The sequence below is a fragment of the Nostoc sp. NOS(2021) genome, from assembly GCF_017115025.1.
Classification (GTDB): Bacteria; Cyanobacteriota; Cyanobacteriia; order Cyanobacteriales; family Nostocaceae; genus Nostoc.
Window position 1 is genome coordinate 1 of sequence record NZ_JABXKM010000279.1, and the last position, 17,460, is coordinate 17,460.

Below are 17,460 nucleotides of genomic sequence, written 5' to 3' on the forward strand. Positions count from 1 at the left end.
CCAAAGCTTGTGCCGCACTGGAACGAACTTCAGCCTCAACCCTTTTATCTTTGAGGATGTCAGCGATGTCTTTGACGTAGGGTGTGGTTGCTGTTCCCAAATTACCCAAAGCTTGTGCCGCACTGGAACGAACTTCAGCCTCAACCCTTTTATCTTTGAGAAGATTGGCAGCAATTTGGGCAATATCTCCTAATTCCTTCTCTAAAGATTTTAAATTTTTCACTTTATATTCACCTAATTTATCCAAAGCCAACGTCTTCACCTTGGGATAGTCATCATTAAGGGCTGCCATAATACCCTGAATCTGCCATAATTCTGGCTTTAGCTTTGGTTCTTCTTCAGCGTTTACCCAATTAAGTGAAAAGACAACAGTCAGTAAACAAGTAAAAAGAAACAGGAAAACGCGAGATAACCTGCGACGCTTGCAGAAATTGTTGGGCATGATGGGGAGACAGAACAAAAGGCTCTGAGGTAACGTTGAGGCGAGTCGTTGTCTCCAGTGATGTGAAGTCATACCCAGAAATACCGCAACTATTTATAGTTTATTAGTGTAGCAGCGATCGCCCGCAGCCTAGAATTTGTCAGATATGGTGCGATCGCTTTTAGTCAGCAAGGTGTTAAATAGATGAATGCGATCGCTGTTCTCTGATCAACAACAAATAGCAATTCCAAATTTAAAAGTTTAGGATGAGTCAGTCGTTGGAGAGAGTACTGAGTCATTAAGAGGATGTTTGAAAAGTATTGGGCGAATAGAATTCGCTCCCTAGTGGCAAGGCTAAATTTGTGCAATTTACGATTCCTATCTCTGCATAATATAGATGAAAAAATATAATTTTCATCTATCAAAAGTATGAGATATAAATATAGCAATTTTTTATATCTAAAGAAATCAAATACAAATAAAGTATACTTCTGGCAGAAGATGTAAATAAAGATTAGACATAGTAAATTAAAATCAATATTAATCAAAGTTTATAAACAATTCAGGCAAGTGTGCTATACACGAACTTGGAACAGGGTAAAACTTTGTTAAAATCAGCAACACACAAACTATGAACTCTACCACCGAAAAACGTATTGCCTTGATTTCCGTTCACGGAGACCCGGCGATTGAAATAGGGAAAGAAGAAGCAGGGGGACAAAATGTTTATGTGCGCTACGTGGGTGAAGCACTAGCGCGGCTAGGATGGCAAGTTGATATGTTTACTCGCAAGGTGAGTCTGGAGCAAGACTCGATTGTTGAACACAGCGACAATTGTCGAACTATTCGTTTAAAAGCTGGTTGTCTTGAGTTTGTGCCACGAGATGAGATTTTTGAATATCTGCCAGAATTTGTGGATAATTTCCGTAAATTTCAAGTAGAAAATGACATTACATACCAGTTAGTTCACACTAACTATTGGCTCTCTAGTTGGGTGGGGATGGAGTTAAATAAAATCCAAGAGAGTAAACAGGTTCATACCTACCATTCATTAGGAGCAGTCAAGTACAACACTATAGAAAAAGAAAATATTCCTCTGATTGCTAGTGTGCGATTAGCAGTGGAAAAAGAGGTATTGGAAATAGCAGAGCGGATTGTGGCGACAAGTCCGCAAGAAAAGGAACATATGCGATCGCTAGTTTCCACTAAAGGCAATATCGATATCATTCCCTGTGGTACAGATATTCAGCGGTTTGGTTCGATTGCACGAGAAGCAGCCAGAGATGAATTGGGTATTGACAAAGAAGCGAAAGTTGTATTATATGTAGGACGTTTTGACCCACGCAAAGGTATAGAAACCTTGGTGCGTGCAGTAAACGAGTCTGGGCTACGAGACTCCAACAATCTCCAGCTAATTATTGGTGGTGGTAGTACTCCAGGTAACAGCGACGGCATAGAACGCGATCGCATTGAGCAAATCGTCAACGAATTGGGGATGAGTGACTTTACCACTTTTGCCGGTCGTTTGAGTCAAGATGTTTTGCCGACTTATTACGCAGCTGCCGATGTTTGCGTTGTTCCCAGTCACTACGAACCCTTTGGACTCGTAGCGATCGAAGCGATGGCAAGCGGTACACCAGTTGTGGCTAGTGATGTCGGCGGACTTCAGTTTACTGTAGTTGATGAAGAAACTGGTTTATTAGCACCACCACAAGATGTAGATGCCTTTGCGTCTGCCATTGACCGAATTCTTTTAAATCCAGAGTGGCGAGACGAATTGGCTAAAGCCGGTAGAAAGCGCGTCGAAAATAAGTTTAGCTGGGATGGTGTAGCAAATCAACTGAGTGAACTTTACACCCAACTGTTGCAGCCACAACCACTAGCATCAACAGCAAAAGAACTAGTGCAGTCAACAGCCGAATTAGTGCAATCAACAGCAAAAGAACTAGTGCAGTCAACAGCCGAATTAGTGCAGTCAACACTAAAACAGCCTGTTTTGGTTGCTAAATAATTCTCTTGCGTAACAGATAATGGTGAGTGAGTAACTCGGAAATAAGCAATAATTTTCTTTTCCTAGATGCTCAGTCATCATTACTCAATCATTTATTCTAAATATTTCTCTAGGCTGAGTGTTTTACACTATTGGTTTAATTAGTGGAAATTACTTAGCCTATTTATTTATAAGTTGGTTAGCAAATTGGTATAACAGTTATTAATAGCAGTTATAAATTCACCAAGACTTCCTGCCGAATTGATGATGTTAGTAAGCATAAGTATAGCAGGGGACTGGGGACTGGGGACTGGGTTGAAAGTCTGTTTGTATATAGGTTTTATCATCAGTTAATGTCCTAACCTTCTTGTCCGTTGCTATATATCCCTCTATGAGATGAACTTATAACTACCGCTGTGATGTTATAATAATTACATGAACTGTTACAGCACTTACACGATACAATCTTGCTAATCAAATTAAAGCAGTTACAACTACTGATAGTAATTTGGGTTGAACTTTGGCAGCGATCGCTTGAGCTTGCAAAACTCGATAGCAAAAAAGTATAAAAAAAACTTCATATCTAAATACCTAACTCTATCTGATGATATATTTCTGCGTTTTTTTATTCGCAGCTATGATTAAACCAAGTAACCGCTATGATAGTTGAGGTCTGCTATGCTTTGACTAAACGAAAATAAAAGCATAGCGATCGCTACCATTTGAATGTTAATAAGTAATCGCTTTGCAACCAGTTGACTTTACCACTCTCACAGCTGCTTGTAGCGAAATCCGCGCTAACTGGCTACCATCACGCTTAGAACAGGTTTACCAGCGCGATCGCTACACTCTTGCTATGGCATTACGCACCCTCAAACAGCGAGATTGGCTAGAGATTTCTTGGCATCCTCAAGCTGCACATATTTGTATCGGCGATCCACCACCGCGATCGCCAGATACCTTTACCTTTAGCCAACAACTGATACACCAATTGGGTGGTTTGGCACTGGTGGCTATTGAAGCGATCGCACCTTGGGAGCGTGTGATTGATTTACAATTTGCCCGTCGTCCCGGAGAAAGCGCCCTGTATCATGTCTATGCAGAAATCATGGGCAAGTATAGCAACGTTATTCTCACCGATGCCAGCAATATAATTATCACCGCAGCCCATCAAGTCAGTCAGCAACAATCTAGTGTTCGTCCCATCCAAACCGGACAACCTTATGAAACACCACCAAAACTGACTGGAACTGTCCCCAGTTTGAGCGAATCCCAAGAACGTTGGCAAGAACGGGTAAGTTTAGTCCCAGGAGCAATCAAGCGGCAATTGCTGAAAAGTTATAGTGGCTTGAGTGCCGCATTACTGGAGTTAATGCTGCTAGAAGCAAATATCGCACCAGAAACATCCACCGATATTCTCAACCCTAACGATTGGCAACGGCTATTTGAGCGTTGGCAAGAATGGCTGCAAGCCTTGGATTCCAGCAAATTTCAACCCGCTTGGACAAAAGACGGCTACACCGTAATAGGTTGGGGTGCAGTTGAAAATGTCAAAGATATCCAGGAGTTACTCAACCGCTACTACAGTAACCAGATTAACGAACAGTTATTTTCCCAATTACGCCATCAGTTGAGTCAGAAATTAAATAATATTCTGGCGAAATTACGCAACAAGGCTCAAACCTTTAAGACGCGCTTGCAGCAATCAGATAAAGCCGATGAGTATCGGCAAAAAGCTGATTTATTGATGGCTCACTTGCAAAACTGGGAACCGGGGATGAAAGAAATTATCCTTTCTGATTTTGATACAAATTTGCCAGTAGCGATCGCTCTCCAACCAGATAAGAATGCCGTCCAAAATGCCCAAAGTCTTTACAAACAGCACCAAAAGCTGAAACGCGCTCGTGCTGCTGTGGAACCGCTACTTTTGGAAGTGCAGACAGAAATTGAGTATTTAGAACAAGTAGAAGCTGCGATATCTTTGATGGGCTACGCCTACGCTCAGATAGACACCTACCAAACAGCAGAAGATTTGCGAGCTTTAGAAGAAATCCGCGAAGAGTTGATTGGGCAAAAGTATCTGGAAGATCCAGAATACCGCAGCCGTAGCGCCAACGAAGCCCCCAGCACCAACTTTCATCGTTACCTTACCCCCAGCGGCTTTGAAGTATTAATCGGTCGTAATAATCGCCAGAATGATCAATTGACTTTTCGTGTAGCTGGGGATTATGACCTATGGTTTCACGCTCAAGAAATTCCAGGGAGCCATGTGCTACTACGTCTAGAACCGCGTGCTGTTGCAGAAGAAGCTGATTTGCAATTTGTAGCTAATCTTGCTGCATACTATAGTCGCGCCCGTCAGAGCGAGCAAGTACCAGTAGTTTATACTCAGCTAAAACACGTCTACAAACCCAAAGGAGCAAAACCCGGAATTGCAATTTACAAGCAGGAGACCATCCTCTGGGGAAAACCACAATTAACAATTCAAAATTCAAAATTCAAAATTCAAAATTGAGGGGATTGGGGATTGGGCATTGAAAAGAGGCAGAGGGGCAGGGGGCAGAGGGGAAAATTCTTCTCCCTTGCTCCCTGCTCCCTGCTCCCCTGCTTCTTCCCCAGTCCCGCTGCTCCCTCACGTATACCCTGCGATCTGCTGAATTATCCTGATAGATAGAGGCTTTTAAGCTTTATTCCTATCTTTTTTTGATGAATATTCCGGAAAAATCTGTGTTGGCTGTTACAATATTAATTGTTAAGAAAAGTTGCCCGTTGCATTTTGGGAACGCGCAATTGGGTTTTAACTCTCTTGAGAAGACAACGCAAAAAAAGATTTTCCAGACCAGCTGTGGGAGGCTGGTCTTTTTGTTGCTATAATCATTTAATAGCAGTGCTCTAAAAACTGGCTTAAACATATTTTTAACCACTCATACTTCGCACAGCCATACGTCTCGATTGCCACCCAACTATCCGCCCCACATATCACTGCACACACGGCAATGGTGATAATGTCAATTAATTTGTGACGCTTGGTGCGATCTATCCGTGGATGTTCCATCTGTGCAAAGTGGTCAGCAATCGTGATTTTCGGCTTGAGTTTCACGCTTCTTTGTCTTCATTCTACTTTGAGGATGAGAATATCATTTTTAGCGATCGCACGCAGCCAATGCTCCTGATGTTAACCTTTTTACATCGCTAAATCAGTACAAAGCGTTATCGTTTCCTCCTGATGCCCGCCAGACAAAATTTCTCACCTGACCCATCTTCTAGTTTCTCCGTACCATTTTGTCACAATTTAGATGCGTTTGCCCTGGCTTAGGTATCCCTTACCGCAAGCCATACGCAAATGTCTGCGACAACACTCTTCTGTGTTCATACTCTTTTCTTTGCAAAAGTATTGTATTTAGGATAAGTTTTTTTCCATAATCCTAAGAGTGCCAAAGCACTAAATTCCAATAAACCAAAACTCGGTTCAGGAACAGAGGTGAATTTAACATTGTCAATCAATAGTCCAGAATCAAAAGCGGTATCTCCCACATTTACAACTCCAATTCCTAAAGTATATGTTCCTGTGGTTGGTAACTTAAAGGAAAAAGTCTGAAATCCAGTCTCTTTAAAAAACTCTGTTAGGGAAGTTGTCGATGTGGCATTGCTCACATCAGCCAGTTCTAATAGGGAATTGATTGAACTGTCTGAAGAAGAACTGATTGAAACAAAAGAGAAATCTGAAAAATTAATTGGCGATAATACCTCATTGGTCAGAAAATTATAATCAAAACTTAAAATGTCTCCAGCTTTAGCTGTGAATATTTGTTGAATAGTAGAGCCTTTAGTAACTTGTCCTTTGCCAAAATTATTCAAGCTTCCAGTTTTTAATCCTAAGAATTTTTCTGTAATTGAATCATCAAATGTGGCCCCCCCAGTTGACAATAAAGCTTGCGAAGTTCCGTCAGTTGGCTCACTGTTAAATGTTGCGGTCTCAATACTGGTAGAGCCTAGTGTTGACCATCCGGTAAAATTGCCAGTTTCAAAACTACCGTTGACGAGTGTTGCATTAGTAGAAGAACTGGGAAAAATAAATGTTTTTAATGACAATGTATATGAACCAGATTCAAAGTGGTCACCGATAAGGTTAATGTCCCTCAAGCCAGACACAGCTAAGTTTAGGTTGCCAGTTGCGGGTATTTTTCCGGTTAGTATGGGTAGAACATTATTGTCAGATTGGTCATCGTTTGTTTCTAGGATCTTACCAAAATCATTCAGCCGTCCTAGAAGTGGATCAAATGACTGTGAATTTACCTCTACAGTAAATAAGTTTCCGGGATCAAAACTTGAGAATGTGTAAAAGTCAACGCTCTCACTCTCTAGCTGCCCGTCTACACTACTAACACCAGATGGTAGAATCTTTGTGTTAGCAAAAGAGTGATTAGTCTCGCTTTCAGATAGTGCATGAGCGGGTGCAGCTATAGCGATAAAACTAATAGCTAGCGTAGAGAGTACTTTCATAATATTCACCTTGAAATTAGATGGGTAATTTGTAATTCTTAATTCGTAATTACGATACTGCAAACGGTTTATTTACGCCGTGCTGTACTAGACTGACTTTCGAGCAAATAAGTAGGACGGCGTAAATAATTAAAGGTTTGTAGTAAGGACTTTAGTCCTCTGGTGCGTCCGCTATGCGAACAAAAAAGGGCTAGAGCCGCTTACTAAGCTAAAACACATCTAATTTGCATATTAAAATTTTCTCAATATCTTGTGGGGTGGGCCGAAAAGCCATTGGTGTCAACTTCAGGTGAAAGCCAGTCTAGAACAAGCTTTTAAAGATTGTCTCGTTTGTCTCGTTAAGAGTCTCCGACTGGGAATGCCTAATGCGAGGCTCCGCCTCAAGACTTGCGGCAGAGCCGCGATGAGGTGCATTTCCAGCCAGAGACTGGAAACGAGGTTTTAAAAGGGTTTTGGCTTAACTTGACACCAATGGCAAGATGCCCGCCCTGATTATGCAACTTGAATGCCGATTAGCTTACGAGCTTATTTCGTTTTTTTACATTACAAAACATATAGTTTGATTTATTCTCGCCAATTGACTTAATCAGAACTAAGATAACTTGGTATTAGAGATTGTCTCACTTGGGGGACAAGCTATAAATAATCAGACTGGAAGCATGACCCTACCCCACACCAAATATCTATTATCAACATATTCGTAGCTACAGCAATCCTAAATAGTTTATGAACAAAGCTCATTTATATCTTGAGGGTTCATATTATGTTCACAACTTATCTGGTATTACTGTAGTCATCCGCTGTCATAAACTTTTTCTATTAGGAATTACGCTGTTATTTCATAGGGCAACATCATTTCATTGTCCTCATGTCCAAGCATATGGCAGTGCCAGACGTAGGTTCCGATGAACGAATTACTGAATGGTAGATTCTCTGCTGCTTGAGCTCCAAATGGAACGATCAGACGGGTGACCTCATATGGATTGGCTAATACTGTATCCTTCCATCCGGCCTCGTTTGGCGCCGGCGGTCTTACCGGCCCGATCGCAAAGGGGGTAGGATCAGGTGGTGGGTAACCAGTTGGCACCGTCGGGCCACCCATTGCATGTTCTGTAATAACTGTACGAGGCCCCGTAGCAATGTATGCTTTTAAATACTTGGTCGCATTAATCTTTTGTCGGTTGAGGATCTGGAACGGAATTAGATGCAAGTGCATTGGGTGGGCGACAGGCTGAAGATTGATAATGTTCCACTGCTCCACGGTGTCAACTTTCGGCCGTTCCATCAATTCGGGGTTTTTGAATGTCTCATCCCAGTAGACATTGTTAAGTAGCAGCACAATTGGCCCCCTTGGCCCAGTTATCTCCACCAGCGTCAGAAACCGTTGCCGTATCGGCTTAACAGCTATCGGTTTTATCTGTGGTTTATACAGTCGCAGTATCTTGGGAACTGCCTTGGGAGCAGCAGCACCCGCATTCACTGTGAATTGCATGATTTCAGGCAGTTCGGGATTAAATATGATTGAGTTAGCCCTACCGAATGGATATGGTGAAATAGCGTCATTTTCCAAGATGATCTTGTCTCCTGGCAGACTACTAGAGAAATCGATCAGCACGTCAGCCCGCTCCCCAGGAGAGAGCAATAGACCAGACAAATACACCGGGGCGTTGAGCATACCCTGGTCGGTGCCAATTTGAATGATTGGCTGCTTCGACGACAACTTAAGGTTGTAAGTCCGTGCGCTTGAGCCATTGACAATTCGGAATCGGTACAAGGTACGGTCTACATTGAGGTTCGGCCACGCCTTTCCGTTTACAGTCGCAACGTCAACAACATACTCTACTAACCAGGGGGGCTGGTTGGGGTGAGACATCGAGCCATCGGTGTTGAAAGAACGGTCTTGTATGACCAGGGGCACTTCATAGGGAGCGCCAGCTGGCAGACCGAGTGGCCCATTACCACCCACGGGATCGTCAATATCCCTGATTAGGTAAAACCCTGCCAGACCGGCCAAGACATTTAAACCAGTAATCCCCATCGCATGATCGTGATACCACAAGGTGGCTGCTTCCTGATTGTTGTTGAAGTTGTACAGGTAATTCTGTCCTGGCCTAAACGTGTCCATTGGATATCCGTCACTTTTGGCTTCGGTGTTGCTACCATGCAGATGCAACGATACCCGTGGGCTAGTCTTGTCAGACTCTAGAGTGCCATGCAACCCCGTGTCAACTGCTCCCAACAGGGGATGGTTTCCAACGATATTGTTGACCACGTTGATGTTAAGGGGTATGCCTCTTGTGACTTCGATAGTTGGCCCCAGAATTGGGAAACCACCATAACCCAACGTGGGGCCTGCCCCCAAGTCGCGGTGGAACGAATGTGAACTCCGTGCAATCATCAAAGTGCTGGGTGGGGAACCTGGGAATGGGATGGGTAGAGGCTCGGTAAACTTCGTTATCTGCACCAGGGAGTTCGAGTTTGCATTAGTTCTATTTGCCTTAAGCATGGCAGTAGCAAGGAATGCTGCTCCACTCCCCGCACTTGCAAACATGAACTGCCTTCTTGTTAAGATTGCTGCCTTTTTTTTGGGTGTATACATAAAGTATAAAAAAATTTAATTGATTTACTTAGAATGCGTTTGCTCTGATGGTTAAATAAATCTGAAAGTGCTTGTTTGTGCTTTTACCGATAAGTTTATCGAAATCTGAATCGTAACTTAACCAAAAGTTAACGTAATTTCAAAATTTTTAGCCATTTAGCTACCTCATGTTATGAATAAAATAACCACCGCAAGTTTAATCAGTGCATCATTAAAATGTGACTAAAAGTTTGATTGAAGCCTTGCTCAAAAAGGAGCATTAAAACACTTCAATTTCAGTCTAAATTTTTAATTTTCCGTCTTCAGATATGGTTCAAAAACATTTTTAGCTAAAAATTGAGTGATCAGCGTTCGGTAAGGTTGCCGCAAGGCATCGCCTCAGTACTTGGTTTTTACTCTTCAAAAGCGCGATCGCGTACAGATGAACCCTCTTGTGCCACATTGCTTCCTGTACTTAAGTTGTGACGTTTTTAAATTTGAATATAGTTTTCACTTTCCCTAAATTTTTGACCAGGTAAGATCCTGACGTTAGAGAAAAACTTAACTCATTTATGTTGGCCATACAGATAAAAATTCGCACATCTGAATGAAAGGGCAAGGCGAGAAAAATAGATCTAATACTTCGCACACCCATAGGTTTAATTTTTTCAGGACTTACGCAAACAATAGCTGAAACCCTGATTTTTAGGTAGGGGCAATTCATGAATTGCCCCTACAGTGTGTAGTTTTGCGTAAGTCCTATTTTTGACCAGATATTGTTGCACCAGTATAGGCAAGTGATATCAATAAAAATAGAGAAATTAAGCATTATCCATATACGTTGGTATCCTCTAAATTATCGTCAAAATAATCCTGGCGTCGGTGTTATTGACTTTAAGGCTTATTACCCTTGATTTTCTCTCGGCGAAATGATAAAAATGCTTTCTCAAAAGCCTGAGCAATTTTATTAGCCCAGATTTTTGGCAAGCTTACCTCTTTGGGTCATATTCACCCTGTTTCAGCAGGTATTGAACCTCGTAAGTTGGCGAAGGTATTGTTAAATTTATCCTTAATTTATCGATCTTCTATACTCAAAAATTGAGAAAAAGTAAACAATTATTTATCTTGGTTGAGGCAGTTCAACAAACCTAACTTTTCCCGGCATGTGGAAAAGGTCATTTTGAGGATTTCCCAAGCCCTGATTTTTCCGTTGGTCATTTTCATTGATTTATAACTATTGACAATAAAGGTGTGGAAAAAAACCAGGCTGTTTCGTGGTTTGAGGACTTCTCATGAAAAGTCAGTTCAACAAACTAGTTAGGCACAAAAAACTGATTAGCAGATGTCTGTTTATTTATGGCTTTATTGCTGGTCATGACGATGTATCTCATATGATCAAGAACCGCAATATTACCTTAAAAAGACTAAGAAGATGTTCAATTGGTATCATTGGGTTGAGGAAAAAACTAGCAGCTAGAAGGTTATTGTTGATATCTTTGCTATCGCTGGGTTTAGCAATCATCATACCTGTGCTGCTTTTTGGGGTGCTAATACCAACAGTCAATGCAAAGCAAAACTCCGTGTCTACCAACTCGCAAGTTAGGATGAGCGTAGTTGCCAAAAACCTTAATAATCCACGTGGACTTGCCTTCAGAACTGATGGCGAACTTTACATTACAGAGGCTGGTGTAAATGGGCAAAAAACACAAATTCCGGGGCCAGCGCCGGGTGTGATTTTAGATTTCGGCTTGAATGGTTCAGTGACTCGCGTTTATCAAGGAGTACAACAACGTATCATCGTCGATTTGCAATCCACGACGGTAGACCCGAAAGATACTCAGCTAGTGCCGTCTATCAATGGCAGCAGCCAAACTTTCGGTGCTACCGACATAGCATTTGATCGAAAGGGAGATGCTTATATCATCCTTGGTTACGCCACTAATCCAATTTACAGACGGAATCTGGGTTACAGTGGGGCAAATCTAGCGTCACTTCTCAAGATAAATTTAACCCGAAAGGGTAAAGTCGTGTCGCTCAAAAAAATCGCCGATTTCGCACAGTATGAATCAGAAAAAAATCCATCTCATGACGATCTAGTTAGCGATCCCTATTCTTTTTTAATCCAGGGTAGCGATTGTTTGGTCGTTGATGGAGGTGCTAACGATCTTCTACGAGTGGATAGACATGGGGATATCTCAACAGAGGCTGTTTTTAATACGCGTTACTTTCCCAACGTAGAATTTCCCGTGCAATCGGTACCTACAGCTATCACGGTTGGTTCAGATGGAGCCTACTACGTAGGCGAATTTTCTGGATTTCCTTTCTTAGAAGGTGTTGCGCGTATCTTCCGCTTGATGCCAGGTCAAGCTCCACAAGTCTATGCAGAGGGTTTCACTCAAATTATAGATATCGCTGCCGCCCCTGATGGTGGTCTATATGTTCTCGAACACGCCTCCCACTCTCTGTTGTTAGGTGACGGGTCTGGAGCACTCATTTATCTGTCACCTTCTGGACAACGTACCACTCTGGTTAGTGATGGACTGGTTCTGCCAACCGCTATGACTATTGGTTCAGATGGAGCCATTTATGTTTCAAACTACGGCTCATATGCTGGAATTGGGCAAGTAGTCAGGATTGAGATTGTAAGTTAAATTTTGTGATTGATCGAAGGAGATTGCATGAATATTGGAATTATTGGTTCAGGAAATATGGGCACTGCCTTGGGAAGAATCTGGAGCAACAAGGGTCACAAAGTGCTATTCAGCTACTCGCGTGACCCAAACAATCTCCGTGTTCTTGTCGAGTCTATTGCTCCAAATGCTTCAGTCGGTACGCCTGCGGAAGCAGCACAGTTTGGTGAAGTAATTTTTCTTGCAGTGCCATGGGTAGCACTAGAAGATGCACTCAGCGCTGCCGGCTCACTCGATGGCAAAATACTGATCACATGTGTCAGCCCTTTGAAACCGGACTTTGAGGGACTGACGACAGGTTTAAAAGCATCCTCGGAAATTTCTGCTGCGGAAACAATTGCCCAGTTAGCTCCAACAGCCAAAGTAGTAGAAGCGTTCAACTTGACATTTGCAGAGATTTTGCAATCCGAATCGCGGCAGTTCGGTTCTGAGCAGGCGAGTATTTTCTACTGTGGTGATGATGAACAGGCTAAACAGATGACCGCAGAACTAATTAAGGAAAGCGGTTACGAAGCCATTGATGCAGGAGCACTCGTGATAGCACGTACTTTAGAGTCTTTGGCAACTATCTGGGTGCAGATGGCTGTTGTATCAGGCTTGTTTCCAAAGGTTGGGTTAAAGGTGTTACGCCGTTAATAGTCACCTTTCATGTCAATACGCTTGGGTTAAGGCTTAACTCTTTGTCAAAGTCAATTTTTTTAACGTAGACGCGGAGCGGCTTGCCGCAGGCTACCGCCAAGGACGCAAACGCGAGTGCATCTCGCAGAGAAGAACGCAAAGGAAGAGAAGAAAGAGAAGGAAGAAATGCTTAACTGAACTGTATTACCTTTCATGCTCCTTCCCAAAAAAAAACCAAAAAAACTGAGCTTATATTAACGTGAGTTCGACGGCTCATCTGGTGTTCACCTAACGAGACTTCTAAGAGGTTTTACTACGCAAAACCGTCCCTCTCCGAGTCGGAAAGGGACAGGGGTGAACTTTAGTTCAGGTCAGGGGAAGGTTCATCGAACTCACGTAATATTATTAGTTCAGTTTTTTTGGGAAGTATTTTTATCGTAAATCAAAGGGTTTAAGACCCCAACAATACAGGTAGCGCGGAGTCGGAGTCACTCCGCCTCCGCGAAGTTACCCTGCGGGATCTTGCTACAGTCGGGGTTTAAATAAGAGTCTGAAAATGTCTTTAATGCAAGAATTTTGTTAGCGCAGCGCAAAGCCTTCTCTTCTCCCTTGGCGCTAGCCTCTCCCAATGTGAGAAGGGGAGACGCACTCGCGTTCGCTTAGAGCGAGTCTGCGTACTCTGTAAGAGTTGCAAGCTACGCTTTTAGCGTCTCGTAGAGAGCGTCATTTTGAATTGTTAACGTTTATTCCATTGCAATATGTGAGTGAGTTATGAATACTTAAAAATTGGCTAAAGTTAGGATTAAGGAATTAGCAAGACTGTGAGCGGGTGAAACTGATCAAGTTAGCACCCAAGCTCTGTTGTCTGTCACCTTTTTATCCTTTAACAATACCAATTTAGACAAACACTGGATTGATATCCATGAAAATTTGTACTTCTTGAATTAAATCATCTTGAAATTGAAATAAATCCATCACAGGAAGTGTCACGCTAATACCATCAAGACGGTAGTAGGTAACTTCCATATCCAGGAACACCACATCTCCAATCTCCCACTCTCGCTTGATGTCGTGATATATACTCTTTACCTGTTGGCAAAAATCAACTAGAGAATCCTTGATGGCTTTATGTCCAACCAAAGCATCTAAGTTACCGAACCTAAACTGTGCGCTTTCTGTAAGAAAAGTAACATATTTTTCTGAGGACTGGATGGGAGTATTTGTCCCAGATTCCAGTGCTTCAAATAGGTATTTAATGATTTGAGTTTTAGTTGATTTTGCTACCAAGTTAGACATTGTAATTTTCGTAATGAATAAGCAAGTTTAGTTTGTCTAGTTTTCAACTACTTTACCAGTTAACTTCACAATTTTAAGAACAAAGTTATACTTTTGTGTTAAGGATGACGAAAAATATATTAATTATTTGGGAAATTTTTTAAAGATGTATTTTTACAGAGACAATAATTCAATATATATAGGTAAAAAATACTACTGCATTCAAAAAAACTTAGATTGAATCATAGTTGAAAAGTATTTTACTTATATTAAAGTTAAAGTCTTTTTCATCTAAGTTTTATAAGCATTGTGTAGCAAACTAGGAAGCTGAATTTGAACCTTATTTTAAAAATTTGGTAATAAAATATCATAAGTTTATTCTTAAAATACTGAACTTTGCTGGTATTTTTTTTAAAGAATAGACAAACTGAGTGTATCTTCTCATTCATAAGGATGACTACAAAGCTCAATAAAAACATTGGGTTATTAAATTGCTACTAGTACCGTGTGGCGTAAATATGGCTACTTTTTTTAAGGGTGTAAACAAAGATTTCTTCCCGACTCGTAATCTTAGACTTACTTGCGCCAACCTGTACTATTTGAGCTAGAAGTTGCCTTTTTTCTTCCATAGTATGGAAAAAAGTTACAAAGTACACAAAAAATACAACCATGAGGTCAGTTCATGGATTTACATTTACGTAATAAGCGAGTTCTTATTACTGGTAGCAGTAGTGGAATTGGTGCTGCGATCGCTAAAGCTTTAGCAAAAGAAGGTGCGATCGTTGTCATACACGGACGAAGGGAAGAACAAGCCAATAAAGTGGCTCAAGAGATTAGTAAAGATGGCGGACAAGCTTTTGTTGCTATTGGAGATTTGGCAACCAATGAAGGCGCAAATCAAGTGGCTGAAAAAATACTATCAACTCTTGATGGTGTGGAAATTTTGGTCAATAATGCTGGCTCATACGAAGACCGGAACTGGATTAATAGCCAACCAAAGGAATGGGCTGAAGTTTATAACGCTAACGTGATTTCTATGGTGCGGGTGATTCAGCTTCTTGTACCCCGAATGAAGCAGCTAGGTTGGGGGCGTATCATCCAGATTGCTAGCGGATTAGCCACTCAGCCCAATGCTTCCTTACCTGACTATCAAGTTACAAAAGCCGCAACTTTAAATCTGACTGTGAGTCTTGCAAAGGAGTTATTCCAAACAGGCATTACAGTCAACACGGTGAGTCCTGGCCTGATTGCAACTGAAGGAGCAAAGAATATTTTTCATCAAATTGCTCTTCACAAAGGATGGGGTAAAGAGTGGGCAGACATTGAAAAGCACGCTATGCAAGAGTATTGGCCTAATCCAACTGGTCGTCTGGGACGTCCTGAAGAAATAGCAAACATGATTGCATACTTAGCTAGTCCCCTTGCAGATTACATTAACGGCGCAAATATTCGGGTGGACGGTGGAGGTGTAGGAGCAATCAACTAATTTGCTCACCTATTTTCTGACACAAGCCTAGAAGTGACAGTGGTTGATACAACCAGAGCAACCAAAAAACTCAGGAAGCTCCAAAAGGTGTGACCACATTCTTGTGAACAAGACATCAACGCACTCTTATACAAAGGTACAAACATGACAAGTTATTTAGCAGATATCAAAACGACTCTCGAAGCAAAATTTACCCATCAATATGCTTTTGTTAACGGCATACGTCTGCACTACGTAATAGGTGGCAAAGGCGATCCAATAGTTCTGTTGCATGGTTGGCCACATACTTGGTATCAGTGGCATAAAGTTATGCCAGCCTTAGCTGAACACTATACTGTGATTGCAGTTGACATCCGTGGCTTTGGTGACTCTTCCAAGCCAGCTACTGGCTACGATAGCCGTACCGAAGCTGAAGATATTTACCAATTAGTCCATTCTCTCGGTTTTGAACGGGTTTTCTTAGCTGGGTCTGATTGGGGTGCCCCAGTAAACTATGCCTATGCGTCTGCTCATCCAGAAGATGTACGTAGATTTGTAAACCTTGATGCAACGCTTCCAGGGTTTGGCTGGGAAGACCTAGCCGGGTATTCCTCAGAAACCTCCCGACAAGGTGGCGGGATTTGGCATTTTAACTTTAATGCTGTACCTGATCTCCCAGAGGCACTTATTGCAGGCAGAGAACGGATATTCATTTCCTACTTTTTCAATAAGTTTTCTTACAACCCGTCTGGAATCTCTGAGGCTGAAATCGACGAGTATGTTCGTTGGTATTCTGCACCAGGAGCAGTACGCAGTTCTCTTGGACTTTACCGCGCTATTTATGAGTCAGTGCAACAAAATAAAGAAAATGCCAAGACAAAACTCAAAATGCCAGTACTAGTTTTAGGAGCCTCTCATGGTTTAGGCGATCGCCCAATTAAGGCAATGCAGGCAGTTGCTGAGGATGTTCGCGGTACAGTCATTGAAGGCTGCGGACATTTTATTCCTGAGGAGCGTCCAGATTACCTGATTGAACAGCTGCTCCAGTTCTTTGGTGAAGATTACAAATCCTAATTCTAGGTTTGTGACCCCTGCACGGAGCATTGATAATTTAGCTTGCAGTCGGTGTTTATAAACTACTTGTGAGCAGATATTGCCAAGTATGCGTAGCACTTGCAAGCAGTTTACATTTTGAAAAATCCTAGCAGATAAAGGAGAAATACATTGGGAAGCAATACTAACCCACTAGTGTCACCAACAGGCGAAGGTCTTGTTTACTCAGTCGTGGGAGACACATACACTTTTAAAGCAGTTAGCGAAGATACTGGCGGAGCTTACTCAACATTTGAGTTTTTCATTCCACCCCAAAATGGTTCTCCACCTCATATTCATCATCGGGAAGACGAGACATTCTATATCCTAGAGGGGGAGTTGTTGTTCCAGGTTGGAGATCAAAATATAGTCTTGTCAGCTGGTAGCTTTGTTCATGCACCCAAAGGCATTCCTCATTCCTTTAAAAATGTAGGCACGACACCGGCAAGAACTTTCACAACAGCTATTCCTGCGGGGCTGGAAAACTTTTTTGAGGAAGTCGGCTATCTAGTGAAAGACAAAGATACGCCCGTACCTATCTCGCTCGAAGACCAAATCAAAAAAATGCGTGAAGTAGGTCTAAAATATGGTGTTGAAATACTATAATTTTCACACTTGATATAGCAACTATAACAAGAGCATCCCAAATTTTTTAACAAGTGAGATGCTCCTGACTAGAAGTCGCTTCTACACAGTCGAAACCCACCTATATGGCAATACGGTTCAGTTAAGGCTAAAATCCTTTGTCAAGGTCAATTTTTTTTTACGAACCACAGAGGCGCAGAGAACACAGAGAGAAGAAAAAAATGCTTAACTGAACTGTATTGA

The 17,460-nt window shown here is 41.9% G+C and carries 12 protein-coding genes and 1 pseudogene; 8 read left to right on the forward strand and 5 right to left on the reverse strand.

Features of this window, described 5'->3' with window-relative positions; genetic code table 11:
- Positions 1 to 442: HEAT repeat domain-containing protein (locus HWQ41_RS27645; RefSeq protein WP_292770250.1), on the reverse strand; the 442-nt coding region annotated here is incomplete at its 3' end.
- Positions 443 to 1,052: 610 nt separating this feature from the next.
- On the opposite strand from HWQ41_RS27645, the gene HWQ41_RS27650 reads away from it, so the two are divergent.
- Together HWQ41_RS27650 and HWQ41_RS27655 are read left to right on the forward strand one after the other, a co-directional pair.
- Positions 1,053 to 2,432, forward strand: a complete 1,380-nt coding sequence (locus HWQ41_RS27650; protein ID WP_292770252.1) for a glycosyltransferase family 1 protein — start codon at positions 1,053 to 1,055, stop codon at positions 2,430 to 2,432.
- Between the two features lie 724 nt (positions 2,433 to 3,156).
- On the forward strand, positions 3,157 to 4,926 hold the full coding sequence (locus HWQ41_RS27655; RefSeq protein ID WP_292770254.1) for an NFACT family protein: 1,770 nt from the start codon (positions 3,157 to 3,159) through the stop codon (positions 4,924 to 4,926).
- 375 nt (positions 4,927 to 5,301) lie between these two features.
- Here HWQ41_RS27655 and HWQ41_RS27660 read toward each other — a convergent pair.
- Positions 5,302 to 5,511, reverse strand: a pseudogene (locus HWQ41_RS27660) (transposase family protein); the annotation flags it as partial.
- On the opposite strand from HWQ41_RS27660, the gene HWQ41_RS27665 reads away from it, so the two are divergent.
- Positions 5,431 to 5,607 (forward strand): hypothetical protein, encoded by a 177-nt coding sequence (locus tag HWQ41_RS27665; RefSeq protein WP_292770272.1) that lies wholly within the window; start codon positions 5,431 to 5,433, stop codon positions 5,605 to 5,607. The pseudogene HWQ41_RS27660 and the gene HWQ41_RS27665 sit on opposite strands and share 81 nt — an antisense overlap.
- A gap of 173 nt (positions 5,608 to 5,780) precedes the next feature.
- Here HWQ41_RS27665 and HWQ41_RS27670 read toward each other — a convergent pair whose 3' ends face one another.
- Positions 5,781 to 6,914 carry a hypothetical protein gene (locus HWQ41_RS27670; RefSeq protein WP_292770256.1) on the reverse strand — a complete coding sequence of 378 codons (1,134 nt, stop codon included), beginning with the start codon at positions 6,912 to 6,914 and terminating at the stop codon, positions 5,781 to 5,783.
- A gap of 826 nt (positions 6,915 to 7,740) precedes the next feature.
- The gene (locus tag HWQ41_RS27675) at positions 7,741 to 9,513 is read right to left on the reverse strand and encodes a multicopper oxidase domain-containing protein (protein WP_292770258.1); all 1,773 of its coding nucleotides are present in this window, start codon (positions 9,511 to 9,513) and stop codon (positions 7,741 to 7,743) included.
- Between the two features lie 1,271 nt (positions 9,514 to 10,784).
- Between HWQ41_RS27675 and HWQ41_RS27680 the strand changes: the two genes are divergently transcribed.
- A complete protein-coding gene (locus HWQ41_RS27680; protein WP_292770260.1) occupies positions 10,785 to 12,143 on the forward strand; it encodes a ScyD/ScyE family protein in 1,359 nt (452 codons plus the stop codon).
- A 27-nt stretch (positions 12,144 to 12,170) separates the two neighbouring features.
- Entirely contained in the window at positions 12,171 to 12,818 is a 648-nt protein-coding gene (locus tag HWQ41_RS27685) for an NADPH-dependent F420 reductase (RefSeq protein ID WP_292770262.1), read from the forward strand.
- A gap of 879 nt (positions 12,819 to 13,697) precedes the next feature.
- Here HWQ41_RS27685 and HWQ41_RS27690 read toward each other — a convergent pair.
- Positions 13,698 to 14,096 carry a nuclear transport factor 2 family protein gene (locus HWQ41_RS27690; RefSeq protein ID WP_292770264.1) on the reverse strand — a complete coding sequence of 133 codons (399 nt, stop codon included), beginning with the start codon at positions 14,094 to 14,096 and terminating at the stop codon, positions 13,698 to 13,700.
- Positions 14,097 to 14,757: 661 nt separating this feature from the next.
- On the opposite strand from HWQ41_RS27690, the gene HWQ41_RS27695 reads away from it, so the two are divergent.
- The 3 genes from HWQ41_RS27695 to HWQ41_RS27705 all read left to right on the forward strand — a co-directional run bounded on the left by HWQ41_RS27695 (position 14,758) and on the right by HWQ41_RS27705 (position 17,238).
- Positions 14,758 to 15,561, forward strand: coding sequence for an SDR family NAD(P)-dependent oxidoreductase (locus HWQ41_RS27695; RefSeq protein ID WP_292770266.1), 804 nt, complete (start codon positions 14,758 to 14,760; stop codon positions 15,559 to 15,561).
- A 144-nt stretch (positions 15,562 to 15,705) separates the two neighbouring features.
- Positions 15,706 to 16,614 (forward strand): alpha/beta hydrolase, encoded by a 909-nt coding sequence (locus tag HWQ41_RS27700; protein WP_292770268.1) that lies wholly within the window; start codon positions 15,706 to 15,708, stop codon positions 16,612 to 16,614.
- 150 nt (positions 16,615 to 16,764) lie between these two features.
- Entirely contained in the window at positions 16,765 to 17,238 is a 474-nt protein-coding gene (locus tag HWQ41_RS27705) for a quercetin 2,3-dioxygenase (RefSeq protein WP_292770270.1), read from the forward strand.
- Positions 17,239 to 17,460 lie beyond the last annotated feature (222 nt).